The sequence below is a fragment of the Avibacterium paragallinarum genome (assembly GCF_900450705.1).
In the GTDB taxonomy this organism is placed as follows: Bacteria; Pseudomonadota; Gammaproteobacteria; order Enterobacterales; family Pasteurellaceae; genus Avibacterium; species Avibacterium paragallinarum.
This window is the reverse complement of record NZ_UGHK01000001.1, coordinates 566,289-579,654: the sequence shown is the minus strand read 5'-3', so window position 1 is coordinate 579,654 and position 13,366 is coordinate 566,289. Positions and strand designations below refer to the sequence as shown.

13 protein-coding genes and 1 rRNA gene are annotated in these 13,366 nt (G+C 38.5%); 8 read left to right on the top strand and 6 right to left on the bottom strand.

Annotation, left to right across the window (positions count from 1 at the left end):
- Positions 1-8: 8 nt before the first annotated feature.
- The 4 genes from rplE to rrf all read right to left on the bottom strand — a co-directional run bounded on the left by rplE (position 9) and on the right by rrf (position 1,774).
- The gene (gene rplE, locus DXZ23_RS03090) at positions 9-548 is read right to left on the bottom strand and encodes a 50S ribosomal protein L5 (RefSeq protein WP_017805533.1); all 540 of its coding nucleotides are present in this window, start codon (positions 546-548) and stop codon (positions 9-11) included.
- Between the two features lie 20 nt (positions 549-568).
- Positions 569-880: a 50S ribosomal protein L24 gene (gene rplX / locus DXZ23_RS03085; protein WP_017805534.1), complete on the bottom strand. Its 312-nt coding sequence runs from the start codon at positions 878-880 to the stop codon at positions 569-571.
- 13 nt (positions 881-893) lie between these two features.
- Positions 894-1,265 (bottom strand): 50S ribosomal protein L14, encoded by a 372-nt coding sequence (gene rplN, locus DXZ23_RS03080; RefSeq protein WP_017805535.1) that lies wholly within the window; start codon positions 1,263-1,265, stop codon positions 894-896.
- 393 nt (positions 1,266-1,658) lie between these two features.
- Positions 1,659-1,774: ribosomal RNA gene (gene rrf / locus DXZ23_RS03075) — 5S ribosomal RNA — on the bottom strand.
- Positions 1,775-1,907: 133 nt separating this feature from the next.
- Between rrf and DXZ23_RS03070 the strand changes: the two genes are divergently transcribed.
- Positions 1,908-3,247, top strand: a protein-coding gene (locus tag DXZ23_RS03070) for an IS3 family transposase (protein WP_114995407.1) whose coding sequence is annotated in 2 segments (ribosomal slippage) — positions 1,908-2,358 and positions 2,358-3,247 — 1,341 coding nt in all. Because the reading frame shifts where the segments join, the coding sequence is not laid out codon by codon here.
- Positions 3,248-3,339: 92 nt separating this feature from the next.
- Here the strand turns inward: DXZ23_RS03070 and mazG are convergent.
- On the bottom strand, positions 3,340-4,131 hold the full coding sequence (gene mazG / locus DXZ23_RS03065) for a nucleoside triphosphate pyrophosphohydrolase (protein ID WP_035696013.1): 792 nt from the start codon (positions 4,129-4,131) through the stop codon (positions 3,340-3,342).
- A gap of 217 nt (positions 4,132-4,348) precedes the next feature.
- Here mazG and uspA point away from each other — a divergent pair, with 217 nt between their 5' ends.
- From uspA to trmL, 7 genes are all read left to right on the top strand, one after another.
- Positions 4,349-4,774 (top strand): universal stress protein UspA, encoded by a 426-nt coding sequence (gene uspA / locus DXZ23_RS03060; protein WP_017805538.1) that lies wholly within the window; start codon positions 4,349-4,351, stop codon positions 4,772-4,774.
- A gap of 181 nt (positions 4,775-4,955) precedes the next feature.
- On the top strand, positions 4,956-7,580 hold the full coding sequence (gene alaS, locus DXZ23_RS03055) for an alanine--tRNA ligase (protein WP_017805539.1): 2,625 nt from the start codon (positions 4,956-4,958) through the stop codon (positions 7,578-7,580).
- 145 nt (positions 7,581-7,725) lie between these two features.
- Positions 7,726-7,908, top strand: coding sequence for a carbon storage regulator CsrA (csrA, locus tag DXZ23_RS03050; protein WP_017805540.1), 183 nt, complete (start codon positions 7,726-7,728; stop codon positions 7,906-7,908).
- A 22-nt stretch (positions 7,909-7,930) separates the two neighbouring features.
- The gene (locus tag DXZ23_RS03045; RefSeq protein ID WP_017805541.1) at positions 7,931-9,295 is read left to right on the top strand and encodes a phosphohexomutase domain-containing protein; all 1,365 of its coding nucleotides are present in this window, start codon (positions 7,931-7,933) and stop codon (positions 9,293-9,295) included.
- A 126-nt stretch (positions 9,296-9,421) separates the two neighbouring features.
- Positions 9,422-10,309, top strand: coding sequence for a UTP--glucose-1-phosphate uridylyltransferase GalU (gene galU, locus DXZ23_RS03040; protein ID WP_017805542.1), 888 nt, complete (start codon positions 9,422-9,424; stop codon positions 10,307-10,309).
- Between the two features lie 253 nt (positions 10,310-10,562).
- Entirely contained in the window at positions 10,563-11,864 is a 1,302-nt protein-coding gene (brnQ, locus tag DXZ23_RS03035) for a branched-chain amino acid transport system II carrier protein (RefSeq protein WP_017805543.1), read from the top strand.
- A 208-nt stretch (positions 11,865-12,072) separates the two neighbouring features.
- The gene (gene trmL, locus DXZ23_RS03030; RefSeq protein ID WP_017805544.1) at positions 12,073-12,534 is read left to right on the top strand and encodes a tRNA (uridine(34)/cytosine(34)/5-carboxymethylaminomethyluridine(34)-2'-O)-methyltransferase TrmL; all 462 of its coding nucleotides are present in this window, start codon (positions 12,073-12,075) and stop codon (positions 12,532-12,534) included.
- Positions 12,535-12,646: 112 nt separating this feature from the next.
- On the opposite strand, the gene DXZ23_RS03025 is transcribed toward trmL, so the two are convergent.
- Positions 12,647-13,273 carry a YchE family NAAT transporter gene (locus tag DXZ23_RS03025; protein WP_017805545.1) on the bottom strand — a complete coding sequence of 209 codons (627 nt, stop codon included), beginning with the start codon at positions 13,271-13,273 and terminating at the stop codon, positions 12,647-12,649.
- Positions 13,274-13,366 lie beyond the last annotated feature (93 nt).

Genomic DNA, 13,366 nt, shown 5'->3' with positions numbered 1-13,366 from the left:
AACCTGCCTTATTTACGGAATGGGAAATTAAAGGCAGCCAATAATGCTTGACCTTCTTCATCGCTTTTTGCAGTTGTTGTGATAGTGATATCTAAACCACGAACACGATCTACTTTATCGTAGTCGATTTCTGGGAAGATAATTTGCTCACGCACACCCATACTGTAATTACCACGTCCGTCGAAAGATTTCGCACTTAAACCACGGAAATCGCGGATACGAGGTACAGCGATTGTAATTAAACGTTCAAGGAACTCCCACATACGCTCACCGCGTAGTGTTACTTTACAACCGATTGGATATCCCTGACGGATTTTAAAGCCTGCAACAGATTTGCGTGCTTTAGTAATTAAAGGTTTTTGACCGCTAATCGCTGCTAAATCTGCTACCGCATTATCTAGCAATTTTTTATCGGTCAATGCTTCACCCACACCCATATTCAGGGTAATCTTTTCGATTCGTGGGACTTGCATGACAGACGAGTAGTTGAATTTACTTTTTAATTCATTAACTACTTGATCTCTGTAGTAATCATGCAGTTTCGCCATCGCATTACTCCAGTTTACAATTAAATAATTTCATTATTAGACTTGAAGAAACGGACTTTTTTGCCATCTTCAAATCTAAAACCTACACGGTCAGCTTTGTTTGTTTTCGGGTTAAAGATCGCAACATTTGACACATCAATTGGCACTTCTTTTTTCACTAAACCACCTTCTTTGCCTAAAGCAGGAACAGGTTTTTCGTGTTTAGTGATGATATTTACACCTTCAACAATTACTTTACCGTTTGGTAACACTTGAGTTACCTTACCACGTTTGCCTTTGCTTTTACCAGCAAGAACAATTACTTCATCATTTTGACGAATTTTTGCAGCCATTTCTCTCTACTCCTTATAGTACTTCTGGTGCCAAAGAAATGATCTTCATAAACTTCTCAGAACGAAGTTCACGAGTCACTGGTCCAAAAATACGAGTACCGATTGGTTGCTCACTGTTATTATTTAAAATAACGCAAGCATTGCCATCGAAGCGAATGACTGATCCATCTGGGCGACGAACACCCTTCTTGGTGCGCACAACAACTGCTTTTAATACATCACCTTTTTTAACTTTACCGCGTGGAATTGCTTCTTTCACAGTAATTTTGATGATATCACCAATAGCAGCGTAACGACGGTGCGATCCACCTAGAACCTTGATACACATTACACTGCGAGCGCCTGAGTTATCAGCAACGTCCAGCATAGTCTGTTCTTGGATCATCTTAGTACTCCGCTAAAATTAATAACACCCTTTCGGGACGAATCTATCCTTACAGGATAGGGGATGGATTCTACTATAAAAAATGCAATGAATGCAAGATAAAACTAACCCTCAAGCCGTATTTTCTTCTAAAAAAGTGATTAAACTTACCAAACCAAAGTGCGGTGTAATTTTGTCAGATTTTTTCTGATATAAGTACATCTTATAATACTCATCTAAATGATATTTATAGCTACTAGAACTTTCTCAAAATCAACTGAGGTAAATCCCATTAGCCTATTTAAAGGATAAAATGCAATATCCAGTAAGCCCAAAAATACAAGAAAATATAAATATAAGAAACAACAAAAAACACCATTGAGTTCCCTCAATGGCGTTCTTCTTTCATTCAAAACCTAGCGGTGTCCTACTCTCACATGGGAAATTCCCACACTACCATCGGCGTTACAGCGTTTCACTTCTAAGTTCGGCATGGATTTAGGTGGGTCCACTGCACTTTCGCCGCCAAGATAATTCTTTAAATTCTTTACATTCTTTATCTTTTCTATTCGTTCTTTACTTCTTTAACAAAAACAAGCCAAAACCTGATCTGCACCCCAAAAGTTGGACTAAACAACCAACTGATTAAGGTGCAGATTTTTTATGACTAAATATACTCAACGTTTCAAACAACAAGTGCTCGACTTTTATCATCAAAATGGAAAAAACCGTTCGCTTACTCGCCAGTATTTTCAGCTTCCCCAAAGCACGTTAGCACGTTGGATTGCGAAATTTAATCATAATGGAATCAATGGATTGGCTGTGTTAGGTAAAAAACGATGTTATTCTGTTGAGTTTAAATTAAAGGTTATTCAAGCTATCAAAAAAGGCCAGTGCTCCGCTGAAGCCGCCTGCTTTCACTTTGATATCCCCAGTTCAGGGATAATTAGTCAATGGTTGCAACGCTTTGAAAAACAAGGTATAGATGGGTTATTACTCAAACCTAAAGGTCGTCCAAGTATGAAACTCAACTCACCTAAAATGCCACCAACGCCCAAAACAGAAGAAGAACGCTTGCGTTACCGAATTTTGGAATTAGAAGCGGAGAATGCAATGCTAAAAAAGTTGCAGGAACTCAACCAACAAAAAATGCAGAAAAAGCCGTCATCGTAAATGCCTTACGCTCGCGTTTCCCGTTGGAATTGTTACTCAGGCTAATCGGATTGGCACGCAGTTCGTTCTTTTATCATCTCAAGCCAAAGTCGGATAAAAATGTAGCGATTTCACAGAAAATAGAGGAAATTTATCGCAAAAATGACGAAAATTATGGTTATCGTCGAATTACCTTGGAATTAAGGAAATACTTGATTATCAACCACAAAAGGGGGCAAGCGATAATGCAACGTTTGGGGTTAAAAGGAAAAAGTAAGCAGAAAAAATATCGTTCTTACCAAGGCAAAGTGGGACACATTGCCGATAATCTGTTGCAACGGGATTTTACGGCAACGATGCCGAATGAGAAGTGGGTAACGGATATCACCGAGTTCAAATGTGCGGAAGGCAAAGTGTATTTATCGCCGATTAAAGACTTGTTTAATAACGAAATTATTGCTTATGATGTGGCGAGAAGTCCGAATTTTGAGCAGATAACCAGAATGTTGACCCAGGCGGTGAACCGATTAGCGGGGGAAAAACCGATACTGCATTCCGACCAAGGGTGGCAGTATCAAATGATGGGTTATCGGGAGATATTGAAAAAACACGGTATTAAGCAAAGTATATCGAGAAAAGGCAATTGCCTTGATAATGGTGCGATGGAAAGCTTTTTCGGGCGATTGAAGACGGAATGTTACTTTGGCAAGCGGTTTGAAACCTTTGAACAGCTTGAAAAAGTGATTCACGAGTACATTCATTACTACAACAATGAGCGTATTCAAGTGAAGCTCAAAGGACTAAGCCCTGTGGAATACAGAACTCAGTCCTTGAATGAAATTAGAATATAGTCTAACTTTTTGGGGGCAGATCACTTTTTATCAGCAAAACAGACTGTAAAAACACCGCACTTTATACTGATAGTAGGCTTTTGTGCAAAGGCTTATTTCGCTTCTTGTGCTTTCACCTCATTCCAAAGCAAATCTAACTCGGCTAGCGAAGCCTGTTGCAGGGTTTTTTCTTGGTTTGTCAATAATTGTTCAACTTGGCGGAAACGGCGTTCAAATTTGTGGTTGGCTTTGCGTAACGCTTCTTCTGGCGAACAATGCAGATGGCGGCTTAAATTCACCACGGCGAACAATAAATCCCCGATTTCTTCTTCGATTTTTTCACTCTGTTGCGGGCTGCGTTGAAGCTCCATTTGAACCTCTTGTAGCTCTTCTTGCACTTTTTCGATAACGGCTGTTGGGCTGTCCCAATCAAATCCTACTTTGGCACAACGTTTTTGTAATTTTTCTGCTCGGCTCAATGCGGGAAAGGCGTGGGGGATATTGTCAAGAATCGAATGCTGCAGCGTGCTTTTCTGCTCTTGGGCTTTTATCGCGTTCCAGTTTTGCAAGGCTTCTTGTTCATCTCCAGCTTTTTTATCACCGAAAACGTGCGGGTGGCGGCGGATAATTTTTTCAGTCACTTCATTCACCACATCATCAAAAGTGAATAAATTATCCTCGCGAGCGAGTTGGCTGAAAAACACCACTTGGAGCAATAAATCCCCGAGTTCCTCGTGTAAATTAGCGGGGTTTTGTTGCTCAATGGCTTCCACCACCTCATAGCTTTCTTCTAATAAACAGGGAATCATTGTGTGGTAAGTTTGTTTGAGAGCCCAAGGGCAGCCACCATTGGGATCGCGTAATTTGGCGATGAGTTCAACGAAATTGGAGATAGAATTGTTCATATTTCTTGAGTATGTGTGTTTAGATAAAAATTAAGGTAGAAAATAATACAAGGTGATTATTAGCGATGCAAAAATTTCTTTTTAAAGACGTTTTTATTGATAAAAATAAATGTTTTTTTAAAAACGTGATCCAGTGCATATTTTTTTTATTACACAAGTGTTAGTATTACTACAGAAGCAATTCATTTACCCTAGATATAAGAGAAAGGAGCAAATTATGTATAAACACGTTTTAGTTGCTGTTGATCTTTCAGATGAAAGTGCATTTTTAGTGGAAAAAGCTGCGAGTGTTGCGAAAAGAAATGAGGCAAAATTATCTATTATCCACGTTGATGTTAATTTCTCAGATCTTTATACGGGGTTGATTGATGTCAATATGTCTTCGATGCAAGATCGAATTTCTACTGAAACTCATCAAGCATTGGTACATTTGTCCGAGCAAGCGAGTTATCCGATCTCTGAGAAACTAAGTGGCAGTGGTGATTTGGGGCAGGTATTAGTTGATGCGATTGATAAATATGATGTTGATTTGTTAGTAACGGGACATCATCAAGATTTTTGGAGTAAATTAATGTCTTCAACCCGTCAGGTAATGAATGCAATTAATGTTGATATGCTGGTGATTCCGTTACGAGACGAATAAAAGTTATTTCAATTTATTTAGACAGTGATCTGTACACTAACTATGATCGATTCAACTTTCATAAAAGGTACAGATCCTTTTATTTTTTTATACAGAGAAAAAAGTTTTTTCTAAATTTTAAAAATATGACACAATAACGAGATTTGATATGAATTTATTGGGAATACAATAAGGCATTTTAATGAAAACAACCGCAGAAATTAGAAAATCTTTCCTTGATTTTTTTCATAGTAAAGGACATCAAATTGTCCCGAGCAGTTCGCTTGTTCCAGAAAACGATCCTACCTTATTATTTACTAATGCAGGAATGAATCAGTTTAAAGACGTTTTTCTTGGTTTGGATAAACGTCCTTATTCTCGTGCAACAACCGCACAAAGGTGTGTGCGTGCAGGCGGAAAACATAACGATTTAGAAAACGTAGGTTATACCGCACGTCATCACACCTTCTTTGAAATGCTAGGTAATTTCAGTTTTGGTGATTATTTTAAACAAGATGCAATCACTTTTGCGTGGGAATATTTAACCTCACCAGAGTGGTTGAGGCTACCAAAAGAAAAACTTTGGGTAACGGTGTATGAAACCGATGATGAAGCCTACGATATTTGGCATAAGCAAGTGGGTGTTCCAGCAGAACGTATTATTCGTATTGGCGATAATAAAGGTGCACCTTATGCCTCTGATAATTTCTGGCAAATGGGAGATACTGGTCCGTGTGGTCCTTGTACCGAGATTTTTTACGATCACGGTGATCATATTTGGGGTGGACCGCCGGGTTCACCAGAAGAAGATGGCGATCGCTATATTGAGATCTGGAATATCGTCTTTATGCAGTTCAACCGCCAAGCTGATGGCACAATGGAAAAATTACCAAAACCATCAGTGGATACAGGAATGGGCTTAGAGCGTATTACCGCCGTATTACAGCACGTTAATTCCAACTATGATATTGATATTTTTAAAACCCTTATCGCAAAAGCAGCAGAATTGACAGGTGAGAAAGATTTAGGCAATAAATCCTTACGCGTAATCGCAGACCACATTCGTTCGTGTGCATATTTGATTGCTGATGGCGTGTTGCCATCTAATGAAGGGCGAGGCTATGTACTCCGCCGTATTATCCGTCGAGCGGTTCGCCACGAGCATTTGTTAGGTGCGAAAGATGCCTTTTTCTATAAACTTGTGCCAACCCTTGCAGAAGTAATGGCGGAAGCGGGTAAAGAAATCAAAGATAATCAAGCACATATAGAAAAAATCTTACGCTTAGAAGAAGAACAATTTGCACGCACCTTAGAACGAGGTTTGACCTTATTAGATGAAGCCTTAAGCCAAGTGAAAGACGGTGTGCTGTCTGGTGAAGTGGCGTTCAAACTTTATGATACCTTTGGTTTCCCACTCGATCTTACTGCCGATGTGTGCCGTGAACGTGGCATCACTATTGATGAAGCTGGCTTTGAGCGTGAAATGGAAGCACAACGTCAGCGTGCACAATCAGCCAGCCAATTTGGTATGGATTATAACAACGTTATTCGTGTGGACGGTTTAACCGCATTTGAAGGTTATAGCGAATCGGAAAGTCTTGCAAAAATCACCGCACTTTTCTATGAAGGTAAGCCGGTAGAACAAATTAGTGCTGGACAAAGTGCGGTGGTAATTTTGGAAAATACGCCATTTTATGCAGAATCTGGTGGTCAAGTAGGTGATACAGGGCGTTTAGAAGGGCAGAACTTCTTGTTCAACGTTACTGATACGCAAAAATATGGTCAAGTATTTGGGCATATTGGTGTGCTTGCAGAAGGCACGTTAAGCGTTGGGCAATCGGTGAATGCCGTTGTTGATGTAGCACGCCGTAAACAAATTTCCTTAAACCACAGTGCAACGCACTTATTACACGCCGCATTACGCCAAGTGCTAGGCAAGCACGTTGTGCAAAAAGGCTCGTTGGTATCAGACAATTTATTACGTTTTGACTTTGCACAACCTGAAGCCATTTCTAAAGAACAGCTGTTTGAAGTGGAAAAATTAGTGAACCAACAAGTGCGTGCTAATCACCTTATTCAAACTGAAATTATGGATTTAGATGCGGCTAAAGAAAAAGGTGCAATGGCATTATTTGGAGAAAAATACGCCGAACAAGTGCGTGTTCTCACAATGGGCGATTTTTCTATTGAACTTTGTGGAGGGATTCACGCTCAATATACGGGTGAGATAGGTTTATTCAAAATCATCAGTGAAACTGCTATTGCGGCGGGCATTCGCCGCATTGAGGCAGTGACGGGCGAAGTGGCGATCGATTGGCTTAATCAACAAATGACAATCTTGACACAAAGTGCAGATTTATTGAAATCTGATGCGAATTCACTGGCAGATAAAATTCAGCAGTTACAAGATAAAGCAAAAAAAGCAGAAAAAGAATTACAACAGTTAAAAGAAAAAGCCGCAATGCAAGCCGGATCTTATCTTGCTAAAAGTGCGGTGGAAATTAACGGGATTTCTGTTGTGTTACAACAACTAGATGGAATGGAAACCAAATCACTACGCGTGATGGTAGATGATCTGAAAAACCAACTTGGCTCAGCAATTATCGCCTTTGCATCCGTATTTGAGGGTAAAGTGAACTTAGTCGTTGGTGTAACCTCAGACTTAACCTCTAAAGTTAAAGCTGGAGAATTAGTTAACCTAATGGCTCAGCAAGTTGGAGGAAAAGGTGGTGGTCGTCCTGATATGGCTATGGCAGGCGGATCACAACCTGAAAATGTCGAAAAAGCCCTTTCTATGTGTAAGGAGTGGCTACATTCACATTTATAATGAAAAATTTTGTGCCGTAGCTCACAACTTTGAGGTTTGTTCATCACATTGTGAATATAAATGCGGTAACATTAATTAGGTAGATGTTCCTTTGGAAGGGGGTAAATTATCGATAGGATGTCGAATAAGAGAATGAGGAGGTTGTATGCTAATCTTAACCAGAAAAGTTGGCGAAAGCTTACTCATTGGTGATGAGATTTCTATTACGATATTAAGTGTTCGTGGTAATCAGCTCAAAGTGGGTGTGAATGCGCCGAAAGAAGTGTCTGTCTATCGAGAAGAAATTTACCAACGTATTAGAGAAGCAAAAGATGAGCAATCATCTTAATTAAGAAAAGGAAGTGGATGTTATGGGTAAATTAACTTGTTTTAAAGCGTATGATATTCGTGGTCGTTTGGGCGATGAATTGAATGTGGATATTGTCTATCACATTGGTCGAGCATTTGGACAGTTTTTAAAGCCTAAAACTATCGTTGTTGGTGGTGATGTTCGTTTAACCAGTAAAGAATTGAAGAGTGCTGTAACAAATGGCTTGTTAGATTCTGGGGTAAACGTAATTGATTTGGGTGAAACAGGAACAGAGGAAGTTTATTTCGCCACCTCCTTTCTTAACGCTGATGGTGGTATTGAAGTAACCGCAAGCCATAATCCAATGGATTATAATGGACTAAAATTGGTACGTGAGGGATCGCGGCCGATTAGTGCGGATACTGGACTTGCCGATATTCAACGTTTAGCGGAGGAAAATCATTTTCCACCGGTAGTGCAACGCGGTGAATATAAACAACTTTCTGTATTAGGTGACTACGTTGAACATTTATTATCTTATATTAATGTAGATAATTTGAAACCAATGAAGTTGGTGATTAATTCTGGAAATGGGGCCGCAGGACACGTGATTGATGCTATAGAAGCTCAATTCAGAGCTAAACGTGTACCTGTGGAATTTATTAAAATTCATAATAATCCAGATGGTACATTTCCTAATGGTATTCCTAATCCTATTTTGCCAGATAATCGCCAAGATACGATTGATGCGGTATTAACATATCAAGCGGATATGGGGATTGCTTTTGATGGCGATTTTGATCGTTGTTTCCTTTTTGATGAAAATGGTGGCTTTATTGAGGGCTATTATATTGTTGGTCTTTTAAGTCAAGCTTTTCTGCAAAAAAATAAAGGAGCGAAAATCATTTATGATCCTCGCTTAATTTGGAATACCGTCAAATTAGTGGAAGAAAATGGCGGAGAGGCTGTAATGTCTAAATCGGGCCATTCTTTCATTAAAGAAAAAATGCGTGCTGTAGATGCTATTTATGGAGGAGAAATGAGTGCACATCACTACTTCCGAGATTTTTTCTACTGTGACAGTGGGATGATTCCTTGGTTGTTAGTAATGGAGCTTGTTTCTACTACAGGAAAATCACTAGGTGAACTAGTAAATGAAAGTATTAATACTTTTCCATCACCTGGAGAGATCAATAGTAAATTAGTAGATGCACAAGCAGCTATTGCTCGTGTGCGAGCCGCTTATGAGGAAAATGCGATTTCTGTGAATGAAATTGATGGCATTAGTATTGAGTATCCAAATTGGCGATTCAATTTGCGTACTTCAAATACTGAGCCTGTGGTGCGTTTAAATCTTGAAACTCGAGGTGATAGAAAACTTATGTTGGAAAAAACCGAAGAGATTTTGGCTCTGCTACGGCAATAATTGATTAAAACATCATAATTTATGATGTGGAGTTAATGATTTCAAGTGGCTATTTAGTAGCCACTTTCTTTACTATATATTCTTAACGGATATAACATATTTGTGTTTTGGGAAAAAGGAAAAATAATGAAAGCCGTCATTCCCGTTGCAGGACTTGGAACTCGAATGTTACCTGCAACAAAAGCGATTCCAAAAGAAATGCTCACATTGGTTGATAAACCACTGATTCAGTATGTGGTTAATGAATGTGTTTCTGCGGGTATTAAAGAGATTGTTCTTGTTACGCATTCTTCAAAAAATGCTATTGAAAACCACTTCGACACCTCTTTTGAGCTAGAAACAATGCTTGAAAAGCGTGTAAAACGTCAATTACTTGAAGAAGTTCGTTCTATTTGTCCGAAAGATGTAACCATTATGCACGTTCGTCAAGGTAATGCTAAAGGCTTAGGACACGCCGTACTCTGTGCCTTGCCTGTGGTTGGGAATCAACCCTTTGCGGTGGTGTTGCCCGATGTGTTATTAACAGATTTCAGTGCTGATCAGAAAAAAGAAAATTTGGCAGCAATGATAAAACGTTTTAAAGAAACTAATGCCAGCCAAATTTTGGTTGAGCCTGTTGCGGAAAAAGAAATCAGTAGCTATGGGATTGTGGATTGTGATGGGGTACAAATTCTCCCTGGTGAAAGTGCGAGGATTAAACGGATCGTAGAGAAACCGGCAATTGAAGAAGCTCCTTCTAATCTTGCCGTAGTTGGACGTTATGTTTTTTCTGCGTCAATTTGGGAATTGCTTGCGAAAACGCCTGTTGGTGTAGGAGATGAAATTCAACTAACTGATGCGATTGATATGCTGATTGAAAAGGAAAGCGTAGAGGCATTTTATCAAACAGGTGGAAACTTTGATTGCGGTGATAAGCTAGGTTATATGAAAGCTTTTGTTGAATATGGTGTAAATCATCCAAAACTTGGAAATGATTTTTGCATTTATTTAAGAAATTTTGTCAAGACGCTTTAGTATATTCTGTGAGGGTTCTGTCTAGGACTCTCTTTTTTATTCCATTCAAAAAATCGCTATTCTTTAGAATTTATCCAAATTAATCCAGTATTTATCGTTGAACATTGAATTTACATAAAGATTTATTGAAAAATGCTAATGCAATCTTGACAATAAAATCATAAAACTCTATAAACTTTGTTGTTTTTAGTGAATTGTAAGTTGTTTTATTGATTGTATAAAAGTTAATACTATATTTTGAGAGGTTAATAAAATGTTATCTGGAAAAGATGTGATGGTGCTAGGAATGATGATCTTCTCCCTCTTTTTAGGGGCTGGGAATATTATTTTTCCTCCAATGGAAGGATATTATGCTGGAACGCTATGGCTTTGGGGGGCATTAGGTTTTTTATTAACAGGCGTGTTTATGCCTTTTATTACCCTCATTGTTGTAACGCTAAAAGGGCGTGGAGAAGCATTGTCTGGTGATTTGCCGAAATGGGCACAGGTTATGTTTTGGACGATTTTATATTTGGTGATCGGTTCAACCTTTGCAATGCCAAGGGTTACTAATGTTGCTTATGAGATGGCGTGGCAACCATTGAATTTATTATCTGGAGAGTATTCTCACATCATTTTTGTTACCGTGTTTAACTTGATTGGTATGGGATTTATGCTTGGTCGTAGCACAATGATTTCAAGCATTGGAAAATTTATGGCACCTGCATTGCTTGTATTATTGACGATTGTTGCTTTCAAAGTGATTAATTCACCGATTTCTCCGATTGTCGAGCCAAGCAATGCTTATAAAGATCATTCAGCGATCGCAACAGGGTTGATTGGTGGTTACCAAACAATGGATGTACTTTCAGCAATGGCATTTGGTGGTATTGTTTCACGTGCTTTGGCAGTGAAAGGTGTATCAAATAGCAAAGCGATTGTACGTTATACCCTTGTCGCTGGGACAGTTTCTGTTGTGCTGCTGAGTTTACTGTATTTATGTTTATTTTATTTAGGTGCAACAGGGGAGCAAGTAGCGAAAACCTCAAGTAATGGAGGGCAACTTTTTGCTCAGTATGTGAATGTATTGTTTGGGCGTGAAGGTTCTTGGATTATGAGTGGCATTGTTCTTTTAGCCAACCTTACTACGCTTGTAGGCGTCACTAGTGCTTGTGCGGATTACTTTTCAAAATTCCATCCTCGTTTAACTTACACTTTCTTCGTTGTGTTATTTACAATCAGCACGATTATTATTTCAGAAACAGGACTGAATACCTTATTGCGTGTCACAATTCCTGCCTTATTATTAATTTATCCTATCGCAATTATGCTCGTGGTAATGCAGTTATTACGCGAAAAATTGGGCATTAGCCGCAGAGGTTATAATCTTATTATTGGTATCACAGCATTATTCAGTGTTACCGATAGTTTAAAAAATATGGAATTATTACCGCGCTTTATTCAAAGCCTATTAGAAAAAGTACCTTTGCATCAAGAAGGACTAACTTGGTTATTGCCAACATTATTTGTAGTAATGCTATGTACTTTGTGTAAACGCAAAAAACTGTCTTCTTAGTATAGTTGTTTAAGCTTAAAATAGGACAAGGCTTTGCTCCTCAGATAGCCGAAATAGGATGACAAGGCAAAGATAACTTAAGATCAAACGACTATAATTAAGCCCTCTAATGAGGGTTTAATTTATTAAGTGCGGTGTTTTTTTATTATTTTGTTCTTGGCTGATTCAGCGGTAGAATGCCCCTACTTAAACTAAGTTAGAGAAAATTATGTTAGATATAGTGTTATATGAGCCTGAAATTCCACAAAATACAGGAAATATTATTCGTCTCTGTGCCAACACGGGTTTCCGTTTACACTTAATTGAGCCTTTAGGCTTTGCTTGGGATGATAAGCGTTTACGTCGTTCAGGACTAGATTACCACGAGTTTGCAGACATTAAAAAGCACAAAAGCTTTGTTGATTTTCTTGCAGCTGAGCAACCCAAACGTTTGTTTGCAATGACAACCAAAGGGCATTTAGCACATAGCCAAGTTCGTTTTCAACAAGGGGATTATTTAATGTTTGGACCAGAAACAAGAGGTATCCCAATGGCTATTTTAGATGAAATGCTAGCAGAACAAAAAATTCGAATTCCAATGGTGAAGAATAGCCGTAGTATGAATTTATCTAATTCCGTTGCAGTAGCGGTTTATGAAGCTTGGAGGCAACTAGATTACTACGGTGTGTAGTTTAATTTGAAAAAATTAAACGGCATATTGGAAATTAAGCTAAGTTTGATAGCAATCTTGCGAGGGAAGTGCGGTGTTTTTTGGGATAAATTTATTACCGCACTTATATTTATTAGAACAAATGAAGATTTTTTAATCCTTCCACAACAATTTCAACACCTAAAGACATCAAAATTAATCCCATAATACGGGTAATAACATTGGAACCTGTTTTGCCCAGTTTTTTGATAAGTGGCTCAGAATAGCGAAGTAGAATATAGCAGCATAGTCCAAATAACGCGATAGTAATTGAAGTATAGGTATAATCCATTACAGTTGTTTGATTTGAACCAAATACGATAGTCGCACTGATTGAACCAGGTCCCGCCATAATTGGCATTGCAAGAGGTACAACAGCAATATTGTTATAATCATCGAAATTTTCTGCTTTTTCTTCTTTATTCATTTTATGATCCCCTATTTTCCCGTTAATCATCGTCAGAGCAATCATTGCAACGACAATTCCGCCTGCAATACGGAATGCGTCAATAGAAATGTGAAAAGCGTTAAGGATTAACTGACCAAAATAAAAGCTAACAAGCAAAATGACTGCCACTGAAAAACAGGTAATAAGTGCGGTACGATTTTGCTGCGTTTTATCAAAATCCGTCGTCATCGAATAGAAAATAGGAATTACTCCGAGTGGGTTCACTAGGGCAATGAGACTAACAAAAAATTGCACGTAAATTGAAATATCCATAGATTTCTCAAAGAAGTAATAAAGGGAGGTCTATTATAAGGTGTTCATTTTTGATGAACAAGCAAGAGCGGTTTTTTAGTGAAAATAAAACCT